Below are 22,654 nucleotides of genomic sequence, written 5' to 3'. Positions count from 1 at the left end.
TTCGGATGTAGTCGATTTAATTGTTTGTTTGATTTTCGATAAGAAACTGCAGCTCAATCACGGCCCGATTGTAGGCGTGGAGCGTCTCCAGGTAGTTAGCCCGGATGGAGAGCCCTCTGTTCAGGCTCAGCGCATACTCCTGGTAACCGATTTCCCCTACCCGGTAGGCTTTTGTGGCCTGCATGATGATAAGCTCTGCCTGTGGCAGTGCGGTGGCCTCGTAGTAGGCCAGGCTGCTTTGCAATTTTAACCCCTGCTGCAGCGCCGCTTCGGCATCGGCCAAGAGCTCGTTGCGGGTTTGCCGCAGGTCCAGGCTGGCGGCATCGGCCTGCAGTTTGGCGGCCTGTATGCGGCGTTGCTGCGGTTTGGGCCAAAGGGGTATGGCCACGCCAAACGATACTTCCTGCGGCGGCTCCACATCGGCGGCTGTGCCTTCATGGCCCCCGCCTAAGGTGCGGTTGGTATAGCCTACTTGTAGGTCTGGCAGCAGCCTTGCCCGTTCGAGCTTTGTTTCGACCTGCCTAACTTCTACCTGTTGCCGGGCCAGTTGTAGCCGTGGGTGTTGCTCCAGGATTTCTTCAGTCACCTCGGGGAATGGCAGCTTTTGCAAAACTGTGTCTGCCGGGGCAATAAGGGAGTCGGTAGCCAAAACAGCCTGAAGCCGCTCCTGAAAAATGGCTTTGTCGGCCTCTACCTGAAAGGCGTTGTTGCGCACTTCCGAGAGTTGTGCCTCGGCTGTTACCTTTTCAAGCAGGTTCGTCTCTCCGGTTCGCATCCGGACCTGGGCTGCCCTCAGGAACTGCGCATACAGGCTGTCCTGGTAACGGAGCAAACGCAGCTGCGAAAGGGTATACACAAGGCCGTAGTAGTTCAGCCTGACATCCCGCACAATCTCCCGCTGGCGCTGCGACAGGTTAAGCCGGCTTACCTCGGTGAGCTCTTCCGCCAGCTTCGCCTGCCGGGCGTACACCGTGGGAAAGGGGAGCGACTGGGACACGGAAAGCTCCCTGTCATATGCACCCGTGGAGAGCTTGCCCGTGGAATACTGTAGTCGTGTTTTATCTATGCCCCATGCCGAGCCTTTGAGTGCCTGCGTCCTTTCTATATCCAGCCTGGCAGCCCCTACACCCGGATTTCGGTCAAGTGCCTGCGAAACCGCCTCTGGCAACGTATAAACCTTTACGCCTTGCTGCGCCTTTGCCTGCTGCGGTGCGGCAAGCGACAGTACGCCTAAGGTTGCCAGCACTATGAGAAAAGCCGTACCCTTTGAGAGCCCGCCACCGCCTGCTTTCTTTCGCTGATATTTCATATAATAACTTTCTAGTAAAACATACAGTATGGGCAGCACGATCAGGGTAAGCAGGGTTGAGGTGATCAAACCGCCGATCACGACCGTAGCCAAAGGTTTCTGTACTTCCGCGCCCGCCGTGCTGGAGAGTGCCATCGGCAGAAAGCCTAATGACGCCACGGTGGCCGTCATCAGCACCGGGCGCAGGCGGATGGATGTGCCGTTCAGCACCACATCGCGAAGGTCCTGCAAGCCCTCTTCCCGCCGCTGCCTGTTAAACTCGGCAATAAGCACGATTCCGTTCAGCACGGCCACGCCGAAAAGGGCAATGAAACCAACCCCGGCGGAGATGCTGAACGGCATGCCGCGCACCCACAGCGCCAGCACGCCCCCGATGGCCGAGAACGGAATGGCCGTGAAGATGAGCAGCGAGAAGCGCACGGATTTAAACGTTAGGTAGAGCAGCAGAAAGATAAGCGCAAGGGCAGCGGGCACGGCCACCGAGAGCCGCTGGTTGGCCTGCTCCAGGTTCTCAAACTGCCCGCCATAGGTGACAAAGTACCCGGTTGGCAGCTGCACAGAGCGGTCGATCCTGGCCTGCACTTCTTCCACCACGCTGGCAATATCGCGGCCCCGCACGTTGAAGCCCACGATGATGCGCCTCTGGGCGTCTTCCCGCTGAATCTGGTTCGGCCCCTGCTGGTACTGCACGCTGGCTAGCTGCTCCAGCGGAACCTGCACCCCATTGGGTGCCGTGACATAGAGCTGCCGCACGTCGTCTATGCTTTGCCGCTCCTCCTGCGTGAGCCTGACCACCAGCTCAAAGCGGCGGTCGCCCTCGTACACCATGCCGGCGCTCTGCCCGGCAAAGGCTGCATTGATGACTTGGTTCACCGTTTCCACATCCAGCCCGAACTTGGCGAGCTGATCGCGGTTAATGTCCACCACGATTTGCGGCAGGCCCGACACCTGCTCTACGTACAGGTCTTCCGCCCCCTCTACCGCCGAAACCACACGGCCCACTTCCTGGGAAAGGCGCGTCAGTTCCTGCAGGTCGTCTCCGAATATCTTGATGCCCACATCCTGGCGCACCCCCGAAATCAGCTCGTTGGAGCGCAGCTGTATGGGCTGGGAAACGCCGAAGGTGACACCCGGAATGGCCTCCAGGGCCTCGGTCATCTGGCTGGCCAGCTCTTCGCGGGTGTCGGCGCTGGTCCACTCGTCCTTGTCCTTCAGTATAATGGTCACGTCCGCCGCTTCCATCGGCATCGGGTCTGTCGGTATCTCGGCGGCCCCGATCTTGCTGATCACTTCCTTTACTTCCGGAAACCGCTCTTTCAGGATGCGGGATGCCAGAGATACTTTTTCGATGGTCTCGGACAGGGAACTGCCCGTTAGCAGCCTGGTCTCCAGCGCAAAGTCGCCTTCGTCCAGCGTGGGTATAAACTCGCTGCCCATGCGGGAGAAGAGCAGCAGGGCTATGGCAAACAAACCGACAGCCAGCAACAGCACCAGTGCCTTCATCCTCAAGGCCCCCTTGATAACGGGACTGTAAAGGCGCTGGAAGAAGTCCATCATCCTGTCGGAGAAGTTACGCTTGTGCGCGGTGTTCTTGCTCAGCACCAGTGCTGACATCATCGGCACGTACGTCAGGGAAAGTATAAAGGCACCCAGAATGGCAAAGGATACCGTCAATGCCATGGGCCGGAACATCTTTCCCTCTATTCCCACCAACACCAGGATAGGCAGGTACACGATCAGGATGATAATCTCACCGAAGGCAGCCGACGTGCGGATCTTGCGGGCCGACTCGTACACTTCCTCATCCATCTGGGCCTGGGTAAGCCTCTTATCGCCACGCAAGCCCAGGTGGTGCATGGTGGCTTCCACAATGATCACGGCGCCGTCCACGATGATACCGAAGTCTATGGCACCCAAGCTCATCAGGTTACCCGTCACGTTGAACAGGCGCATCAGGATAATGGCAAACAGCATGGCCAGGGGTATGACCGAGGCCACCACCAGACCGGCGCGAAGGTTCCCCAAAAAGAGCACGAGCACAAAGATCACGATCAGAGCCCCTTCGATCAGGTTGCGCTCCACAGTACTAATGGCTCTTCCGATCAGCTCACTCCGGTCCAGGAAGGCTTCGACGGCCACGCCCTCTGGCAGGGTCTTTCGGATCTGTTCCATGCGCGTTTTTACCCGCTCCACCACCTGGTTGGTGTTCTCCCCTTTCAGCAGCATCACAATGCCGCCCACCGCTTCGCCCTGGGCGTCGGTCAGGGCCCCGTAGCGGTTGGCTGTGCCAAACTGCACCTGGGCAATGTCTGAGATAAGGACCGGCGTGCCGTCAGAGGTGTTGCTGACGACCACTTTCTCCACTTCGCTCAGGCTCTCGATCAGCCCCTCGCTGCGCACAAAGTAGGCGTTAGGCTTTTTGTCGATGTAGGCCCCGCCAGTGTTGCCGTTGTTGCGCTCCAGGGCTGTGAGCACATCCGTGAGACTCAGGCTGTGCGCCTTGAGCCTGTCAGGGTCTATGGCGATTTCGTATTGCTTCAGGTAGCCGCCGAAGCTGTTCACCTCTGCCACGCCGGGCGTGCCCAGCAGCTGCCGACGAACGATCCAGTCCTGGATAGTGCGTAGCTCCATGGCAGAGTACTGCTGCTCATAGCCCGGCTTGGCGTGCACCACATACTGGTAAATCTCGCCCAGTCCTGTGGAGATAGGCGCCATCTCGGGGCTGCCGACGCCTGGCGGTATGTTCTCGGAAGCTTCCGAGAGCCGCTCCGCCACTTGCTGTCGCGCCCAGTAAACATCCACGTTCTCTTTGAACACAATGGTTACCACGGAGAGCCCGAATCGGGATATGGAACGTACTTCCTCAATGTCCGGAATGGTGGACATGGTCTGCTCCACGGGAAAACTGATGAGCCGCTCCACTTCCTGGGCCGCGAGCGAGGGGCTGGTGGTGATGACCTGTACCTGGTTGTTGGTGATGTCCGGGACGGCATCGATGGGCAGCTGCGTCAGGGAATAGCCGCCCCATACAATAAGCCCCAGCGTCAAGATGCCGATGATGAGCTTATTGTAGATGGAAAAATGAATGATTTTATCTAACACTACAATGATTGATTTAACCCAATAATCCACATATAGTAAAGTATATGCGCACGCCATTCTTAGTTGCATTGGCAATGCAACAGAGCGTGTTTTCTTAAATGGAAAAGAGTAGGTTAAACCTTAGGCGGATGCCAGAAGGGGAATGCAGGCGAATAAGCCGCGTCATCAAAATACGCGCTGAGGTACGTGCTCTGCGGATACGGAAGTGGCTCTGACGGTGGGGCTATCCGCGAGGTAAGCGTAATCCCGCCACAGCAATTGCACTCACACAGCGGCGAGCACAGGTCCTCGTCCTGCGCGCCGTCCTGGTGCAGATCATCGGCCTGAACTGTCGTCACCTTGCTTTGGGCAAGGGTTGCGCCTTCATCAGAGCATGGCAAGCACGCCATGGCCAAGATTAAAGTTGCCCATATGACTGTCAGGTACTTCATTGCTACAAAGGTACGAAATAATTCTTGAAGGGATACGCCTTTGGCATTGCTACTGTTATCTCCCCACTTATAAACTACTGCCTATAGTGCTATATTTACCCACTACCTCAGTCCCATCCCGCTGATAAACGTCTCCACAAAGCCTAGCATTCTGGCCGTGATGCGCTCAGCTATCGGCTTGCGCTCCAGGAGCTTCGGCTTGGCCGGCAGCATGTCCAGCACCTCCTCGCGGAGAGGCTGACGCTCGGTGAACAGGTAGTTGCCCAGCACGGCCTGCAGCTTCACCGGGTCCAGCTTCTCCTCGGTGGCCATGGCGTGAAAGGCCAGCTGCTGCTCGCGGGCCCAGAAGCTCTCGAACTCCTCCGGAATGTCGTCGATGTCCTCGATGTGGGGCAGGTTTTCCTCGATGAACTTGCGGATGAGCTCGCGCTTGCTACGCAGGGTGGCCTCGCCGGTGAGCGTGTCGATGATCTGCTGCTTTTGGCGTTCCTGCTCCTCCTTGCTGGCAGTCTTCAGCTTGGCCAGCAGCTTGAGGATGTAGGCCACGTTGATCTCGTCGCGGTGGATGAGTTCCAGCTCGAAGTCCACGTCATCCAGGATCGACTCCTTCTCCTTTACAGTGACTGTCTTCACCTTATCGTAGAGGTCCAGGTACTTGCTCTTATAGTCCTCGAAGCGTTGCTCCGACATGGCCAGGTCACTGAAGCTGAAGTCGGCGAAGGTGGTGAGCACGTTCTTGAGGCGCATCAGCTCACGGAAGGCCTTTATAAACTCCAGCTCCTCCTCCTCGCTTGGCAGGCTGTCCACGCTACCGACGGTAGGCGCTACTTTCAGCAGCTCGGCAAAGGCCATGTTGAACTTGGCCACGTACTCCTCGTATGGCGCCATCAGGATTTTATCCTTTGCCTCCTTGTTCGAGAAAAGCGCGATGGCCTCGTCGGTGGCTTGCTTGAGGTTGCGAAACACCACAATGTTGCCCTGCGACTTCTGCTCGGTGTAGAGCCTGTTGGTGCGGCTGAAGGCCTGTATCAGGCCGTGGTACTTCAGGTTCTTGTCCACGTACAGGGTGTTGAGCGGCGGCGAGTCGAAGCCGGTGAGGAACATGTTCACCACCAGCAGGATGTCCACTTCCTTGTTCTTCACCCGCTTCGACAGGTCGTTGTAGTAGTTGTAGAAGCCCTGGTTATCTTTGGTGGAGAATTTGGTGCCGAACATCGTGTTATAGTCGGCGATAAAGGCATCCAGTTTCTCGCGGGTATGGCTGTTGGCAACATAGGCTAGTTTGGGCTCTGCCGCCGTCAGCACCTCCTCGTCAAAGTCCAGAAGTATACCGGTGGCCTCCCTGTCTTGCTCATTGGAAGTATAACTGAAGATGGTGCCGATCTTCAGGTTGTGTTTTCCCTCGGCCTTGCGCTGCTGGAACAGCTCGTAATAGGTGATGAGCGTCTCCACGCTGCCCACGCAGAACATGCCGGTCAGCTCCCTGCCGTGCGTCTTGCGCGGGTGGTGCTCGATGATGTAGTCCACGATCTTCTCCAGGCGCTGCGGGGCCTCCAGCAGCTCTTTGGTGTCGATGTCCTCCACCTCTATGTCGATCTCAGTATTGCTGCCCTCCTTCTCCCTGTACCTGCCCACGTACTCCACGGAGAACTTAAGCACGTTCTCGTCTTTGATGGCGTCGGTGATCAGGTACTTGTGCAGGCACTCGTCGAACAGGTCGCGGGTGGTGCGCTTGCCCAGGTCGTTCTTGATCACGTTCTCGGCAAAGATGGGTGTGCCGGTGAAGCCGAATAGCTGGGCTTTGGTAAAGAAGCTCTTGATGCGGTTGTGCGTCTCGCCGAACTGGCTGCGGTGGCACTCGTCGAAGATGAACACCACCCGCTCTTCCCGAAGATGCTCCAGTTTGCCGGAATAGCGGGCCGTGCCGATGGCGTTGTTGAGCTTCTGGATGGTGGTAACAATCAGTTTAGTATCGCCGGCGAGCTGGCCCACCAGGGCGCGGGTATCGTCTGTGCCGTCGATGCTGCCGGCTGAGAAGCTGTTGAACTCCTTGGTGGTTTGGTAGTCCAGGTCCTTGCGGTCCACTACGAACAGAACCTTGTGCACCTTGGGCAGTTGCATGAGAATCTGGCTGGCCTTGAAGGAGGTGAGCGTCTTGCCCGAGCCGGTGGTGTGCCAGATGTAGCCGTTCTTATCCGAGTTCTTTACCTTGTCAATAATGGCTTCGGTGGCATAGAACTGGTAGGGGCGCAGCGCCATCAGGATCTTGTGCGTCTGGTTGAGCACGATGTACTTGGTTACCATCTTGGCCATGTGGCAGGGCTCCAGGAAAGCCTTGGCGAAGGCCTCCAGCTGCGTGATGAGCCTGTTATCCTTGTCGGCCCAGTAGAAGGTCTGCTTGAAGGACTGGTGGCGGTTGTTGGCGTAGTACTTGGTGTTGACGCCGTTGCTGATGACAAACAGCTGCACGTACTGGAACAGGCCATGCGATGCCCCGAAGGAGTGGCGGTGGTAGCGGTTCACCTGGTTGAAGGCCTCTTTCAGCTCCAGGCCCCGCCGCTTGAGCTCGATCTGCACCAGCGGCAGGCCGTTCACCAGCAAGGTCACGTCGTAGCGGTTCTTGTAGCTGCCCTCCATCGTTACCTGCTGGGTTACCTGGAAGAGGTTCTGGCACCAGTGCTCCTGCTGCAGGAACTCCAGGTACACGCTCGTGCCATTGTCTTTGGTAAGCTGCATCTTGTCGCGCAGAATCCTGGCGCGGTCGAACACGTTGCCTTTGTTGAGGTGGTTGAGGACGCGCTCAAACTCCTTCTCGGTCAGTACAACCCCATTGTGCTTCTCCAGCTGCGCTTTGAGGTTGGCCAGCAGGTCGCGCTCGTCTTTTATACTTACGTAAGTATAGCCCAGCCCCTGCAGCTGCTTTACCAGGTTGTCTTCGAGTACCTGCTCCGGTTGTGTTCCCATAGTATAGTAGTATCGCTGTTAGCTGTTCCCGCAGATTAATTATTTTCCTATACCTTACCCTTACCTTTCTTAGTATGAAACACCTCGCCAGGTACTAACGCCCCACTTTTAATTCCCTCATTGATCTTATCAAATAGGTTTTGCCTGGCATTACCAAAATGAAACCCGCGTTCTGCTTGTAGGGAAATTGCAACTGGTATAACTGTAATCAAAAACCACATTCCAAAAAAGAGCTCTGCTGTTACAACCATTTTGGTTAACCTTGAAATAGGAACTATATCACCATATCCCAAGGTCGAGATAGTTACGGTGCTGTAGTAGATGAAGTCAACAAGGTTCAATTCAGAGATATGTCCGGAATAATTTCCTATGTCCACTAAGTACAGCAGGTAAAACTGGCAACTGAACAATAATACTACAACAATAAAATTGGTAAATTGAAAGAATACATAATCGAAAGGGTTAAGTACGTACATCATCAGAGTCTTCATAATACCTATGAAGACAGAGAAAGCCAAAATCATCAAAACTCCATATCCAAACAAAAACCAATTCATAATAGCGTTATCGAACAAAATCAAGAAGAATGGCAGAAACACTACTGATAAATAAAGTGCTTCAAACTTATTTCTCAGAAATCCTTTCCCGACTTTATTTGGACCTGCTTGAGCCATAAATGCATCAAGAATTTCGTCCCCTGAGTTTTTTTCAGACATTTTGTTTTACACAAACATTTTCTGAAGCAAGCCTTTTTTAAATAGCTGAGCCTGATCCAGTTGGGTGGTGGTAAAGTATAACTTGTTTTCAACTGCAGATAAGAATGCGGTTATCTTCTGCTGTTCTGCTCTACATGGTATAGGTATAGGTAGCCCTAGAAGATCATCATTGGTGATGCTCATCCTGTCGTGACGTGCACCGTAGTTGGCGACGCTCTTCATATACCTGTGCCAAACCGTTGTCTCAAAGAAGAACTCCAGAAACTCCAGGTTCTGCTTCTCGAACCGGAATACTGTATAGAGAGGCGACATGACACCTTTAGCCAGCTTGTTCCTCTTGATCGGTCCTACAGGTGCGGCTGTTGATATCCTCGGGTTGTAAACAAAGTCGTCTACGTCCACCACGTAGTAGCCTTCCAGGTTCTCCTGGTTGGCAATGTCTTTTTCAAAGTAGTCCTGCTGGCTAACTATTCCTTGTGTGGCCGAGTTGGTAAGCACAAAGTTAATGTCGTTCTTCTTGTTCTTGAGTGTTACTCTCTTGGCAACCTGGCTTAGCTCCTTCTCCTCCCACTCCGGAAAGTCGTTGCCGTTGTCGTCCTTGAAGCGGATCTGCTGGGAGAAGAGCTGCTGCATCACCCCTTTTTTATACTTCTCCAACAGCTCTTTCTTCTTGCTCAACTGCTGAATCTTGTCGTCGACTGTAGACAAGTATAGTACTATTTTTTGCTGCTCAGCAAGGGAAGGAAATCCCATTATAAGGTTCCTTGCAATATCTGTAGTTAAGTTGTTAAATACACCTCCAGTGGTAGCTTCTCCTTGAAGTTTTTCATGCAACTTCACAAAAAGGTAGTAGAGGTATTCATCAAAGGTCTCTTTAAAATTTCTAAACCCTAAGAATCCGTCATGTATACAAGCGTCTATACCTAAGATTCCGGGAATAGCTACTACCGTTCCTGAACAACTTAAAACAACACTGCCAGCTTTTAAGTAACGACTTAGTTTAGCTCCCTCTTCTGTTAAGTAATCTATACAAGGATAAGCATATTTACCATCACGGGTAACGTCCTGAATCATAAGCCTCGGAACACTACCTCCATAGTATCGTGGGTCTCCTTTAGGTCTTGGACTTGCGCCACGAAAAATATCCATCCTATCTTTTAATGGTACTTTCTCCCACTCCCCCTTAAACTCCGGAAAGCGAAGCGCAGGCACGTTCTTCACGGCTGCTGTTATTTCTGCTGTTGCTTCCATAGTTAAAACGGTTTGGCTATACCCAACTCGTCGCAAAACGCGGCGATGGTGGTGTCGGTGTTTTGCATGTCGTCTTCCAGCTGGGCGAGTGCGGCGGCTACTTCGTTCAGGTCTATCGCTTCTTCCTCCTCAAAGGTGTCCACGTAACGCGGAATGTTCAGATTGTAGTCGTTCTCGCGCACCTCCTCCAGGCTGGCCACATGGCTATACTTGTCCTCGGTGCGGCGATCGCGGTAAGTCGTGATGATCTTCTCAATATCGGTGTCGCGCAGGTAGCACTGCGTTTTGGCCTTCTCGTAGTGCTGGCTGGCGTCGATGAACAGGATGTTGTCGTTCTGCTCGCGGCACTTCTTGAACACCAGGATACAGGTAGGGATAGAGGTGCCGTAGAAGATGTTGGCCGGCAGTCCGATCACGGCGTCCAGGTAGTTGCGGTCCTCGATCAGGTACTGGCGAATGTGCCCCTCGGCCGCGCCACGGAACAGCACGCCATGCGGCAGCACCACGGCCATCGTGCCGTTGTCGGCCAGGTGGTGGATCATGTGCTGCACAAAGGCAAAGTCGGCTTTCGAGCTTGGGGCCAGCTTGCCGTACTGGCTAAAGCGGTCGTCGGAGAGGTGCAGCGGACTGGCGCTCCAGTTGGCCGAGAAAGGCGGGTTGGCCACAATCGCCTCAAAGCGGTGCTCCAGGTGCTGCGGGTGCTCGAGCGTGTCCTCCTGCCGTATGTCGAACTTCCGGAAGTGCACATCGTGCAGGATCATGTTCATGCGGGCCAGGTTATAGGTGGTGCGGTTTAGCTCCTGCCCGTAAAAGTTAGATACTTCGTCTACTTCCTTGGCTACGCGCAAGAGCAAAGAGCCCGAGCCGCAGGTAGGGTCGTACACCGACTTGAGCTTGTCCTTGCCGGTGGTCACCAGCTTGGCCAGCACTTTCGATACCTCCTGTGGTGTGTAAAATTCTCCCGCTTTCTTGCCCGCACCGCTCGCAAACTGCCCGATCAGGTACTCGTAGGCATCGCCCAGCACGTCGGCCTCAGTGTCCTCTAGTTTGAAGTCTATCTTGTCCAGGTGGCCCAGCACCTTCGCGATCAAATCGTTCTTAGCAGCCTCGGTGCGGCCCAGCTTGGTAGAGGTCAGGTCCAGGTCCTCGAAGAGCTTGTTGAAGTCATCCTCGCTCTCGGTGCCCATGGTGCTCTGCTCGATGTGCCTGAGCACCTGCGTCAGCTCGTCGAGTATAAAGTTGCTCGCGCCCTCTTCTTTGCTGTTGGAGTTGCCTTTGCGTGCCAGCTCCTTGAACAGCTCCGTCGGTTTCAGGAAATAGCCCAGGCTGGCCAGCGCCTCCTCTTTTATCGCCTCCAGGTACTCCTGCCCTTCTTCGGTGCTTTCGCTGATGTCGGTATAGCTGATGCCGTCCTCGGCCAGTATCTTGTTAGCGTACAGCTCCATCTTCTCCGACAGGTATTTGTAGAAGATAAAGCCCAGTATATAGTCCCGGAACTCGTCAGCGTCCATCTTGCCGCGCAGCGTGTTGGCGATATTCCAGAGTTGTTGTTCTATTTGTCGTTTGTGGTTTTCAGACATGGGTAAGCTAAAAGTGTACTCGGTATGGTATGAAATGATTTCATTACAAGGTACAACAAGATAGGAAAAATAGTATACTTGGTGCAAGTTTAAACTTAGGTTTGGAGATGGAGGGGAGCCTTTATTTTCCGGATGAAGAATACTAGAAAAAAGCTATCTTACGGCATGGAAAGAGAAACACCACATGCAGAGGCGGTAAGAGCCGTTTTAGAGGACTTCCGGCAAACACACGACACGCAGGCGCTCCTAGAAGGGCTGCGCCAGGTAGAGGAGGCGGGCGAGGGAGAGCTGTGGCTCAGGTTCTTCGAGGGCGACACCGGCGCCACCACCATCAGCGACCTGGAGCGTTACCTTACAGCACCGTCACACCCTAACTACAGGTCCATAACCGACAGCATATTACTTGCCTTGGAGCAAGGTGGGCTGCAGGTGCATTTCTCTTAACCCTAACCTATTCAAGCCACTATCACCCTTGTGGCATAAGGCAGTGCGAGCCGTACTTGTGGCCCTGCCAAAGTACAACCACTGCTTCCTCTAGCTCTGTACCGCTCCCGCACCGGTTACAGGTATCCTATGATGTAAGTGAACAACCGGCCGGTCAGAGCCGGTGACTGCAGGGCTAATTGGTCGTTCAGAAGGCCTGAGGAGTGACTTGGCTGTGCTTCGACAAGTCTGGTGTCCTTGTTGGTTTTGCCTATCCAGATTGGCCCGTAGTCCTACACTTGGCTTGCTTCCTATTGATAACTGCTGCGCCCAAAGAGCAGATTCTCTACAAAAACGCTAATATTCAACGCCTTAATTTCCATTCGCAAATTCCCGAAGAGCGGTGTAACATTTTCCTCTGAAATCAGTATAATAGGTTACAAGACAACAATATGTCTATATAACCATATAGACATTCTTCTCAGCAATCATATCTCTTCCGGGACAACTTTAGGCGCCGCAGCCGTGGGGTCACCGGGGGTTTTTGCCTTGTCGCAGCCATGGAGCGACAAGGTGGGCTGAGTGTTGCCTAAACTTTAAACTTTAAAAGCAAAAAATGAAGTTTTACACTGATTGGGAACACATGATGGTAGCAACATTAGAATTCCATGGCATAAACGACGTAGAAAAGTACAAGGCCATACAGGAGAGTATTGGATATTTTGAGATTCTAACTTTGGCGTTTTCGTTTAGACTGCCTTATATAACATCGTATAGACGAGGGACAAGCCGTATTAAATCAATAAGCACATACAGGTTAAACTATCTTGGTATGCGAGGAGATTCAGATGTTCAGTACCAATATCATCAAGTACTGGTGACCTCATCTAAAGGAAGATATGGCACAATCTGGGTCATTTGTTCTATGATAGAAACTGTTGAACTAGGTGGAGAATTAGTAAAAGCCTGGATAAAATCTGAAGAACTACTGCTCGGAGATGTTGAACTCATCAATAGAATGAGATTCTAAGCCGTATCTAAATCAATACTAACTCAATATTAACCAGTAAAATGGAAAACCCTTTTGAAACCCTGTACTCAAGCCAGCAAAGAATGGAAGGTATACTTGAGGAAATCTTCAGAGCTATCCATAACGTCACCTGTGTCGCGTCGCAGGCGTCGTCGGAGAAACCGATGTCAGCCCAGGAGGCTGCTGCGTATCTTGACATATCGATGTCCACCCTCTACAAGCGGGTGAGCAACCGGGAGGTGCCGTGCCGAAAGAAGGGCAGCAAGCTGTACTTCGACCGCGGTGAGCTGACCAAGTGGGTAGAGGCGGGAAGAAAGAAGACCCAGGACGAGGTTAAAGACAGTATATACTCAAAATAGCAAACGTCATGTTGAAGCCCATCATAAACATCTACCAGGACACAAGGAGAGCAAAGAGCAACGGTCTGTACCCCATCAAGCTTCGGGTATACCTGAGCAGTGGCGAGCAGCGCAGGCAGAAACTCTATCCGCTGGGTATGGACCTGACCATAGAGGATTATGAGCGCTCTTACCTGGCGCCGAAGCCAAGGGGCGACTTTAAAGACCTGAAGCTGAAGCTGACCGCCAAGGAGAAGCATGCCTATGAGATCCTGGACGGTATGAGGGTCTTCACCTTCGAGAGGTTCGAGCGGGAGCTTTTCAGGGAGAAGTACGCCGCCAGCGACGCGGCCTACCACTACCGGAGCTACATCGGCAAGCTGGAGGCTGCGGGAAAGGTCACCACCGCCTCCAACTACGACCTGAGCCTGAAAAGCCTGCTATCTTTTGTCAACAGCCACGGGAGAAAGGAAACCAAGAGCCTGTTCTTTGACAGCATCACTGTGGACTTTCTGAACCGGTATGAGCGGTGGATGCTCTCGAAGGGAAAGAGCAGAACGACCGTGGGGATCTATTTGCGGCCGCTGCGGTGTATCTTTAACCTGGCGATCGAGGAGGGGGACCTGACGAAGGAAACGTACCCGTTTGGCAAGAGGAAGTACCAGATCCCGGCGGGGCGCAACCTGAAGAAGGCGCTGGGCAGGGAGCAGTTGGGAAAGCTCTTCTCGTTTGAGCCCCTTGTGCCCGAGCAGGCGAAGGCGCGGGACTTCTGGTTCTTTAGCTACGCCTGCAACGGGATGAACATAAAGGACATTGCGAACCTGAGGTACGGCGACCTGCAGGAGGACAGGCTGGTGTTCACGCGGGCCAAGACGGTGGATACCTCCAAGGCCAATCAGAAGCCCATCCTCGTAACGCTATCCTCTTTCCCGCTATCTGTGATAGAGAAGTACGGAAACAAGACTAGGAGCCGGGACAACTACGTGTTTCCTATACTATCCAAGGGAATGGATGCAAAGCAGCAGGACAGGTGCGTCAAGAACTTCACCCGCTTCATAAACCAGCACATCAAAGCGCTGGCGAAGGCGGCTGGCGTGACCGGTGACATCTCCACCTACTGGGCTAGGCACTCCTACGCTACCAACGCGGTGCGGAACGGCGCGAGCCTGGAGATGATCCAGGAGAGCCTGGGGCACAGCGACATCAAAACCACGATGCACTACTGGAGCGGCTTTGAGGAGAGCGTGAAGCGGGAGATAGCCGACAAGCTGATGGACTTCAGTGTTGGGGAGGAGGCAGCGCAGGCCGAGGTGAATCCATAGCGGCTGGCCTGCCTCAACGATGCGTCCCAGGAGGTCAGCCAAAAGCCATTTGCATACGATTTGCATACGGATCCGGAAAACACATCCTACCGGATATCACTAGGTGACAGGAAAAACAGCTTATTTTGCTCACTCAGGCAAGTATAGGAAAACAGATATTATCAGGTGTAGAAGCAATATTAGGACTACGAATCAGAAGGTTAGGGGTTCGACTCCCTTCGTGACCACCAATTTACAAGGAAAGCCGCTAAGAATCAGAAACTTAGCGGTTTTTTTATGCCCATGCACCGTTCCGATGCACCATAACCGCCTGTTCACAGCCTCAAACTAGAGTCCCATTTTACAATCTTTACATTTTGTAAAGAATATTCCCACATACACGCCTCACCTCCTTTTCATCGTCTGCGAAGCCTCCCGCATATTACCCCACAGGATTCAGCTCATACTCTCTACCCGAGTTTAGTGTCGCAGCGTACTCACTCCCTGTGCGGTGACTCAAAACATAGCAAGGCGTCTACGATATATAAGAAAAAAAACCTCGCCATGGAAGCACAAATTGACGCTCTAGATTCTCTTTTCCAGTTTGGAAGCTGTACCTACTCTACCAACTACAAAAACCATAACTGCACCATCACCATCCGCGTGGTGACGAGGAGAGAGGAGTACTACAACTACGTCTTCCCAGCCTCCGACATCCGCGATGCCGTGCTCAACATGCTGGAGCGCACCATTAACTCCGAGCAGCAGCGCACCTCCTTCTCCGCGTGTATGGTCGAGGAGCTTCCTGCGCTAGAGGTCCCGGTACAGCAGGTGCCAGTCTACCAGCTCTCCAGTCTGGAGATAGAGGTGCAGGCGTCAACCAAGGCAGAGTCTACTCCAGCACAACATGGTTACATCGCAACTAGATTCAGCGACTTTGAAGGTTAAGCTGACGACAACATTGACACCCGGTCTATTCACCTCTAACAAATTCTCGAGCAGTCATACCACGACCATCTACCTAGCACACTGAAAAACTCACTCATGACAGGAGTGGCCCAACACAGTCGATATCTAGGCCTATCAAGCCCCTCCAACTCTCTATTGATGTATTGTACACTCCCTATTAGCCCCTCCCCTCTGCGAGGGGGGGGGGGAGGTTCTCCTTTCACTTCATCATCAACCTATAACCCATCAAAACCAAGTATTTCTCTCTTATGTGGTAAGGGTTTTAAAAATATTTAACTCAAGCTTAAAACTTTTTCGATTCTCGATTCCATAAATGGAAACATAACGAGAATGACGAAATACTTATTTGTACCCACTAACCTAGATTTGAAGAGCATGCTGCCCGAGAAGAGGCACAAGCACATTGACAAGTACCACTACTTTATCCATAAGCTGTTCGAGGAGCGGATTCTCAACAAGATGAACGACAACCGTCAAGGCTATGTCAGTATATCATCAGAGGCTATGCGGGAAGTGGTGACGCCACAGCAGTATACCCATATCATACGGTTCCTGCTGGATAATAACATCGTGGAGCGAGACGGGATATACAGCAACGGAGGAGATATGGGTATCTATGACCCCAAGTGCTACTGGTACCGGCTCACCCAGCCTTACCGGCAGGACGTTGCAAGGCAGATGATGGTGGTCGATGCCGCCTTCGAGGCCAAGCTTACCCGGAAGAAGCACGAGGCTATGAAAAAGACCATCGTGGCCACACCTCACCTGCAGTTCCTCCACTTCAACTTACTTGACTTGCAGATAGACCACGAGGGCGCTCTTGCAATGATAGATGAGATGCTGGCTACGGACTCGGAGTATACGGTGGAGCAGCACAACATCGACACCCTCGCCATTCTTAAAATCAAGAACGGGGAGTTCTTCATGGTCAGGGACATGGTGGTTAACCGGGTGCACAATAACCTCACGAGCTTTCCAAAGCGCCTGAGGCCGTTCTTGCGCGTTGCATCCGGTGAGGCCTTAGTGAACCTAGACATCCGTAACTCCCAACCGCTCTTGCTCTCCCTTGTGCTCAAACACCACTATCCGGGGACCATGCCCGAGGATGTGGCCAAGTACATCCAGTTATGCGAGACCGGCCAGTTCTACGAGCATATGATGGACTTGATGGGGGTCCCGGCTTGCCCGGTGCACCGGGAAAAGATTCGTAAGCCCTTCAAGGAGGCCTGCTTCGCCCATATCTTCTACTGCCGGTATAACCCCCACTACCAGTACGAAGATGCCAAGGCATTCAAAAAAGCGTTTCCAAACTGCTTCAAGGTGATTGTACAGGAGAAGAAGGGGAACTACAAGAACCTCTCTATCAAGATGCAGCAGGCGGAGTCGGAACTGATGATAGACCGTGTAGTGAAGCATCTGGCGGACCTCGGGCAAAACATCTTCGCTCTGTCCATACACGACTCACTTGTCGTCACAAAGGGCCATGCGGACTACGTGCGGCAGCTTATGCTTGACGAGTTCGCAGCGCAGGGAGTGTACCCGACTATCAACGTGGAGCCGCTGTCTTCTAGCATACCCCTCACGGTAGGCAGCACTGGGGAGGACAAGACCTGCGCTGCGCCACATCCAGTGCCACCATCCCTGTAATGCCATGTTGGTAGAAAGCAGGTGGAAGATTTATATATACTGTAAACAAACCACCGATATGACCCCGACTTATAAGTCCGTCAAGCTGTACGACCGCACCGCGTACACGCTCAGCTACATCCAGAACAGCGTGTTCATCGCGCACGGTGTCCGCCTAAGCAAGGTACAGGCGCTAGACCTTGCCGTTACACGACTGGGTATAATGCTAGAGAAAATGAAGAATAGAGATGAGGATGGATGTGAATAAACTCCTCAGGACTGGCAAGGCTGTGACATGGTTCACCTCTAGGGCGAGCAAGAGCTACAGGGTGAGATTATTCTTGCTTACAGATGAGGTCAGGCCTGCGTACAAGGCACTGTTTCACAAGGCTGACTTCGATGCCCGATTCGAAGAGTTCTTGAGCAGCTTGGTCCTCATCCACGACTTCGAGGTGTACCACCTGTGCGTGCTCTCGCCTGATGCATTGGGTTTGTTCGTCCACCTCAACACCGTGCAGGTGGAGTTCACTGAGTTAGATTATCAGCAACGGCAATCTGAGGAGTCAGTGTTGTAAACCGCCTCGGCTGCTGCAAACCCACACAGAGCACATGGTGGCCATTAGATTAGCACTACGCCAATACCGTACATCTCCTATCGGAGGCTGGTCCAATCATATCCCCCATAGCGTTTCGGGTCACGACTTTTTCTTTGCTGGTAGTGAGGCTGCGGGACTAGCCTGCCCCAGCATTTCTAGTATGTGGAGGGGTGTCGCCTCGGCCAGCTCTGTGAACGGGAAATGGTATGTTTCATCATACGTATCAGCATGCATCTCCTTCTCATACTCTTTTCGTAGGTCGAAGGGCTTGGCCCCTCTGTCCATCGCGTATTTTCTCATATCTGTAATTTTTTTTGAATCCAGCACAGACACACCCAGTGTCAGGCTGTAAGTATATATCATACAAAAGGCCCGCTGCGCAGGACTCGGCCATCATTTTTTTGAGTAATGTAGGTGAGCTAGCAAAGAGCTATCTTTGTATATGGAACATCAGCTTCTGCAACAGAAAATCATCCAGTGCTATCAGGGCGCTTCATTCGGGGACGCATACGCTTTGCCCGTGGAGTTCTATTCCAGAGATTACATCCGGGAGGAGTATCCGGTCATCACAGAACCGCTCGGCTACATGGCATTTAACCAGCCTCCGCTCACCTTCTCGGACGATTCCAGCCTCCTGTTTTGCGCTACCGAATCACTGATTGGTGGTTTTGACGTGGAGGACATGGCCCATCGTTTCTGCCTGTGGCATGACCCCGCCACCGCCTACTGGTCAGCCCGAGGCGAAATTTTCGATGTGGGAATAACAACTGCCAAGTCTCTCAAAAGATATGCAGCCTGCCACATGAGAGCAGAGTTGTGTGGGGATGACCACCCCATGAGCGCAGGCAATGCTGGCGTTACCCGGAGCCTTGCCCTCGCCTTTTACACGCTGAGGATGACCCCGGATGAAATATTCCGCCACACCATGCTGGTGAGCAGCATCACGCACCGCCACCCGGTCGCCATACTCACGGCCTTCTACTATGTCGTCTACATCCAGCACGTCCTCATCATGGATAGACTCGATGCCTATCATGCAGCCAACGAACTGGTCAAAGCGCACCTCCCCTCCACCTCATTCAGCCAGAAAGACATCAGCGCCTTGTACCGGGTCTTGGAAGGCATAATACCCGGTTTGGAAGAGGACAAGGTCTACAGCTCTCCCTACTGCGTGCACACCCTCGAATGCAGCCTTTGGAGCGTTTTAAGGGCCTCCTCCTTTAAGAATGCCTTGGACACAGTCGTGGCATTAGGTGAAGATACCGATAGCAACGGATTTTTAACAAGCTCTATAGCATCATTGGTGTGGGGGATAGAAGACATTGCGCATTGGCTCCCAGAGATGGCCAGACACAGGGATATCCTCGACCTTGCTGAGCGGTTCGCAGCCTCCCTATCTGACAAAAATAAAGAGCAGCAAGTACGTTGTCCCATCTAACAGCTTAGCCGAACGGAGACTTCAAAAAATTTTCTTTGTTTTTAAAACTTTCAACTTTCCCGTTTCTATAATGCGCAGAACCAACCATAAAAGCACATAGTAATGGGCGCTCAAGAGCAACAACAGAATATTCAACTAGCATTAGCCAACATCAAAGAGCATCAGGAAAAGAAAAACAAAAGCATTGGACTGATAGTCGATACCGTTTATTATGACGTTTATGATGATTATATGGTCATAACTAGAGAGCGTGACCGGAGTCCAAATAAAGTCACTGTCTATACTGGCGACAAGTTAGCACTCTTACATAAGTACAATGATTTTTTGTACAAGTATGAAGTTGAGGACGAGCACCTTATATTCATCAGTCTCAACCCTGTGACCTTGTTAGGAAGGGTGATAGAACTTCAGCTAGTTCACGAGAAACATTTTAATAGAACAGTCGGGCGGACGAATAAGATAGCAAGCCTTCTAGAGTTAATAGAATAAAGTAAAAGGCTGGTAGTAGTGTACCAGCCTTTTACTTTAAGTGCAATAGTCAGGATAGTGTCCCTCTCTCCAACGCATTATCATCCTCCTAAGGTACCAAACCTACTCATTCAACTCTTTATAGACCATGTCCAACATCCAGCTCTTCACCAGTCTCGCGAAGTCGTCATTATCCATGATTTTTGCGAAGATGTCTTGGTTCTGCTCCATCCGGTTGATAGTGGTCTTCATGAACTTGTCCTCTAAGCCGTAACGGAAGTTCTCCTTTGAGTTGCTTCTGGCTTGGAGTTGCAACTCCTCGTCCTGCTTCAGGTCGGCTTTAATCTGGTCAAAGAAGAACTTGTCGGCTTCGGTGAATTCGGTGCCGAAGCGGTCGTTGAGCACCTTGATGATTTCCGATAGCTGCGCCTGCTCCTCCTTGCCGCCACGCATCCCGGCTTGGGTAGTTCCTTTCAGGCCGTACTCCCCTTTATCTTCGAGCGCTATGCCACCCTCGCTGATTTTTTGCAGGCGGTAGTATTCGAGCGCCACCTCATCATCGAGATGGATGGTGCCGCCACCGGTGCTCCGGGGCAGCTTGTTGTATAGCAGACGACTATAAGCAAAGAGCTTCTCCATTTCCACATCGTGAAAGGGCAGAATCTGCGACAGGAAAGAGTACAGGCGAATAAAAGAAACGAGCGCATGCTTAAAGTCCTCTTTCTCTTCCTCTGTTTGAATGCATTTGAAACGGTCAACCGCTGGGTCTATGTACGCATTGAGCTTGGCCTGCTGCTTGGCGTTCATCCGGTCACTCGACTTGAAGTAGACCTCGCAGAAGGCGTTCACTTCCGAATGCCAGATTATCTGCGCGGACTCCAGCTTATATTTGAGGTCCGCGAGCAGGTTCGGGTCCGTGGGCTGCTCCACGGTGGTCAGTTCGTAGTAAGGTTGGAATGAGTTGAGGATGTCCTCCTGCTCGTTGGCGAAATCCAGCACAAAGGTATCTTCTTTACCCTTGGCCGTGCGATTCAACCGCGACAGCGTCTGCACGGCCTTCACCCCCGATAGCTTCTTGTCCACATACATGGTGTGCAGCAGGGGCTGGTCGAAGCCGGTCTGATACTTATCGGCCACCAGCAGCACCTGATAGGCGTCTGTGGCGAAATGCTCCGGCAGTTCCTTCTCTCCAATGCCGTTGAGCTGCACCTCGGTGAACTCGTTCCCGTTGTCCAGCACCTTTCCGGAGAACGCCACCAGCGCCTTGATGTCGGAATAGCCTTTGTCTTTGATGTAGCGCTGGAACTCCATGTAGTAGCGCACCGCGTGCAGGCGTGAGCCGGTCACCACCATCGCCTTTGCCTTGCCGCCAATCTTCTTGCTCGTGACTTGTCGGAAGTGCTCGATGATGATTTCTGTCTTTTGCGCCAGATTGTGGGGGTGCAGCGACACATACTTTCCTATCGCTTTGTTGGCCTTCTTCTTGTTCAGGGCCGGGTCGTCCTCAATGGCCTTGGTGAGCTGGAAGAAGGTCTTGTACGTAGTGTAGTTCTTCAGCACATCGTGGATGAAGCCCTCCTGTATGGCCTGCCGCATGGAGTACAGGTGGAACGGGCGCGGTTTCCCGTCAGCCCCCACCTGTCCGAAAACTTTTAGTGTCTTCTCCTTAGGTGTGGCCGTAAAGGCAAAGAAGCTGAGGTTCGGCTGCATCCCACGGGCCAACATGGACTTGCGGATGGCATCCTCGGCATCGTTCTCTTCCCCGGTATCGGCCTCGTTAGCTTCGGCCTCCTCCAGCGATTTAGCGGCCAGTATCTCCTTTATCTTTTTCGATGACTCCCCGTGCGCTGACGAGTGAGCCTCGTCCTGTATGATGGCATACCTGCGGGCTGGCAGCTCCGCCACCTTGTCCAGAATGAACGGGAACTTCTGCAGGGTGGTGATGATGATATTGGAACCAGCATTGAGGGCATCGGCCAACTGGGAAGAGTCCTTGTCTATCTTCTGCACCACGCCCTGCTTGTGTTCGAACTGGAAGATGGTGTTCTGTAGCTGCTGGTCCAGCACCTTCCGGTCTGTGATAACAATCACCGAATCAAACACCCGCTCATCCTGAGCGTTGTGCAGGCTCGACAGCCGGTAGGCCAGCCATGCAATGGAGTTACTCTTCCCGGAACCAGCCGAGTGCTGAATCAGATAGTTCTTTCCAGCCCCATGCTCCCGGGCGTCTTTGGACACTTCTCGCACCACGTCCAGTTGGTGGTAGCGCGGGAAGATGATGGTCTCCTTCTTATACTTCTTACCGCCACTCTCATAGTCCTCCACCTGTAAGTGGATAAACTTACTGAGGATATCCATCCAGTTATCCTTGGCCCACACCTCTTCCCAGAGGTATGCTGCCTTATAACCATACTTATTCGGAGGGTTACCAGCACCATTGTTGTGGCCGAGGTTGAACGGCAGGAAACGGGTGCTCTTCCCATCCAGCTTGGTGGTCATGTACACCTCGTCCGTGTCTACGGCAAAATGCACCAGCGCACGCTTCTTCCCCTGAAACAGCAGTTCCTTGGGGTCCCGGTCGTGCATGTACTGGTGCTTTGCGTGCTCCACGGTTTGGTTGGTGAACTGGTTCTTTAGCTCCGCAGTGGCCACTGGTAGGCCGTTCACGCTCAGCACAAGGTCCAGCGAGTTCTCGTTCTGCTTGCTGTACTTCACCTGCCGTGTTACGGTGAGCAGGTTCTGCGCATACAGCTCCTCGGCTTCCGGGTTCAGACTGCTCTCTGGCTTAAAAAAAGCCATCCGGAACTTGATGTTATAGTCGCTGATGCCATTGCGCAGCACGTCCAGCGTACCGCGCAGTTCCAACTCCTTGCAGAGCCTGTTCAGGAGCTTCTTCTCCATTTCCGGACCGTGAATTTTACTCAGGGCCTCCCATGCTTTGGGTTGGGTGGATTGCAGGAAGGAGAAGATGACCGACTCGTCCAGCGCCAGCTCCTTGTTGAAGCTGTGCTTGTCGCCTTTCATGTAGCCGCCCTCCTCTATCAGGAAGCTCTCGATGGCCTCTTCGTACGTTTGCTCGGTGTGGATGCCTGTTGCCATAGCTGGTGTGTGT

Annotated in this window: 18 protein-coding genes; 10 read left to right on the top strand and 8 right to left on the bottom strand. The window is 52.9% G+C overall.

Annotation, left to right across the window (positions count from 1 at the left end; translation table 11 throughout):
* Positions 1-16: 16 nt before the first annotated feature.
* The 6 genes from PXG97_RS11650 to PXG97_RS11630 all read right to left on the bottom strand — a co-directional run bounded on the left by PXG97_RS11650 (position 17) and on the right by PXG97_RS11630 (position 11,353).
* Positions 17-4,411, bottom strand: coding sequence for a CusA/CzcA family heavy metal efflux RND transporter (locus PXG97_RS11650; protein WP_276498267.1), 4,395 nt, complete (start codon positions 4,409-4,411; stop codon positions 17-19).
* Positions 4,412-4,524: 113 nt separating this feature from the next.
* Positions 4,525-4,842: a DUF6660 family protein gene (locus PXG97_RS21490; RefSeq protein ID WP_420851779.1), complete on the bottom strand. Its 318-nt coding sequence runs from the start codon at positions 4,840-4,842 to the stop codon at positions 4,525-4,527.
* Positions 4,843-4,944: 102 nt separating this feature from the next.
* On the bottom strand, positions 4,945-7,806 hold the full coding sequence (locus PXG97_RS11645; RefSeq protein ID WP_276497922.1) for a type I restriction endonuclease subunit R: 2,862 nt from the start codon (positions 7,804-7,806) through the stop codon (positions 4,945-4,947).
* A 47-nt stretch (positions 7,807-7,853) separates the two neighbouring features.
* Positions 7,854-8,522 (bottom strand): potassium channel family protein, encoded by a 669-nt coding sequence (locus PXG97_RS11640; protein WP_276497921.1) that lies wholly within the window; start codon positions 8,520-8,522, stop codon positions 7,854-7,856.
* 6 nt (positions 8,523-8,528) lie between these two features.
* On the bottom strand, positions 8,529-9,773 hold the full coding sequence (locus PXG97_RS11635; protein ID WP_276497920.1) for a restriction endonuclease subunit S: 1,245 nt from the start codon (positions 9,771-9,773) through the stop codon (positions 8,529-8,531).
* A gap of 2 nt (positions 9,774-9,775) precedes the next feature.
* Positions 9,776-11,353 carry a type I restriction-modification system subunit M gene (locus PXG97_RS11630; protein WP_276497919.1) on the bottom strand — a complete coding sequence of 526 codons (1,578 nt, stop codon included), beginning with the start codon at positions 11,351-11,353 and terminating at the stop codon, positions 9,776-9,778.
* A gap of 165 nt (positions 11,354-11,518) precedes the next feature.
* Between PXG97_RS11630 and PXG97_RS11625 the strand changes: the two genes are divergently transcribed.
* The 8 genes from PXG97_RS11625 to PXG97_RS11590 all read left to right on the top strand — a co-directional run bounded on the left by PXG97_RS11625 (position 11,519) and on the right by PXG97_RS11590 (position 17,615).
* Complete coding sequence (locus tag PXG97_RS11625; RefSeq protein ID WP_276497918.1) at positions 11,519-11,797, top strand: hypothetical protein; 279 nt, start codon at positions 11,519-11,521, stop codon at positions 11,795-11,797.
* A gap of 595 nt (positions 11,798-12,392) precedes the next feature.
* On the top strand, positions 12,393-12,806 hold the full coding sequence (locus tag PXG97_RS11620) for a hypothetical protein (RefSeq protein WP_276497917.1): 414 nt from the start codon (positions 12,393-12,395) through the stop codon (positions 12,804-12,806).
* Positions 12,807-12,847: 41 nt separating this feature from the next.
* A complete protein-coding gene (locus PXG97_RS11615; protein ID WP_276497916.1) occupies positions 12,848-13,165 on the top strand; it encodes a helix-turn-helix domain-containing protein in 318 nt (105 codons plus the stop codon).
* Between the two features lie 8 nt (positions 13,166-13,173).
* Entirely contained in the window at positions 13,174-14,466 is a 1,293-nt protein-coding gene (locus PXG97_RS11610; RefSeq protein WP_276497915.1) for a tyrosine-type recombinase/integrase, read from the top strand.
* 543 nt (positions 14,467-15,009) lie between these two features.
* Positions 15,010-15,393 (top strand): hypothetical protein, encoded by a 384-nt coding sequence (locus tag PXG97_RS11605; RefSeq protein WP_276497914.1) that lies wholly within the window; start codon positions 15,010-15,012, stop codon positions 15,391-15,393.
* A 351-nt stretch (positions 15,394-15,744) separates the two neighbouring features.
* A complete protein-coding gene (locus PXG97_RS11600; protein ID WP_276497913.1) occupies positions 15,745-17,061 on the top strand; it encodes a hypothetical protein in 1,317 nt (438 codons plus the stop codon).
* Between the two features lie 58 nt (positions 17,062-17,119).
* Positions 17,120-17,308, top strand: coding sequence for a hypothetical protein (locus PXG97_RS11595; RefSeq protein ID WP_276497912.1), 189 nt, complete (start codon positions 17,120-17,122; stop codon positions 17,306-17,308).
* A 61-nt stretch (positions 17,309-17,369) separates the two neighbouring features.
* Positions 17,370-17,615 carry a hypothetical protein gene (locus tag PXG97_RS11590; RefSeq protein WP_276497911.1) on the top strand — a complete coding sequence of 82 codons (246 nt, stop codon included), beginning with the start codon at positions 17,370-17,372 and terminating at the stop codon, positions 17,613-17,615.
* A 120-nt stretch (positions 17,616-17,735) separates the two neighbouring features.
* Here the strand turns inward: PXG97_RS11590 and PXG97_RS11585 are convergent, their stop codons facing one another.
* The gene (locus tag PXG97_RS11585) at positions 17,736-17,936 is read right to left on the bottom strand and encodes a hypothetical protein (RefSeq protein ID WP_276497910.1); all 201 of its coding nucleotides are present in this window, start codon (positions 17,934-17,936) and stop codon (positions 17,736-17,738) included.
* A gap of 142 nt (positions 17,937-18,078) precedes the next feature.
* On the opposite strand from PXG97_RS11585, the gene PXG97_RS11580 reads away from it, so the two are divergent.
* Together PXG97_RS11580 and PXG97_RS11575 are read left to right on the top strand one after the other, a co-directional pair.
* The gene (locus PXG97_RS11580) at positions 18,079-19,074 is read left to right on the top strand and encodes an ADP-ribosylglycohydrolase family protein (RefSeq protein WP_276497909.1); all 996 of its coding nucleotides are present in this window, start codon (positions 18,079-18,081) and stop codon (positions 19,072-19,074) included.
* A gap of 102 nt (positions 19,075-19,176) precedes the next feature.
* Complete coding sequence (locus PXG97_RS11575) at positions 19,177-19,563, top strand: hypothetical protein (RefSeq protein WP_276497908.1); 387 nt, start codon at positions 19,177-19,179, stop codon at positions 19,561-19,563.
* Positions 19,564-19,665: 102 nt separating this feature from the next.
* On the opposite strand, the gene PXG97_RS11570 is transcribed toward PXG97_RS11575, so the two are convergent.
* The gene (locus PXG97_RS11570) at positions 19,666-22,641 is read right to left on the bottom strand and encodes a type I restriction endonuclease subunit R (protein WP_276497907.1); all 2,976 of its coding nucleotides are present in this window, start codon (positions 22,639-22,641) and stop codon (positions 19,666-19,668) included.
* Positions 22,642-22,654 lie beyond the last annotated feature (13 nt).

The organism is Pontibacter litorisediminis, from assembly GCF_029360645.1.
Classification (GTDB): domain Bacteria; phylum Bacteroidota; class Bacteroidia; order Cytophagales; family Hymenobacteraceae; genus Pontibacter; species Pontibacter litorisediminis.
This window is presented reverse-complemented; position numbering and strand designations above follow the sequence as displayed.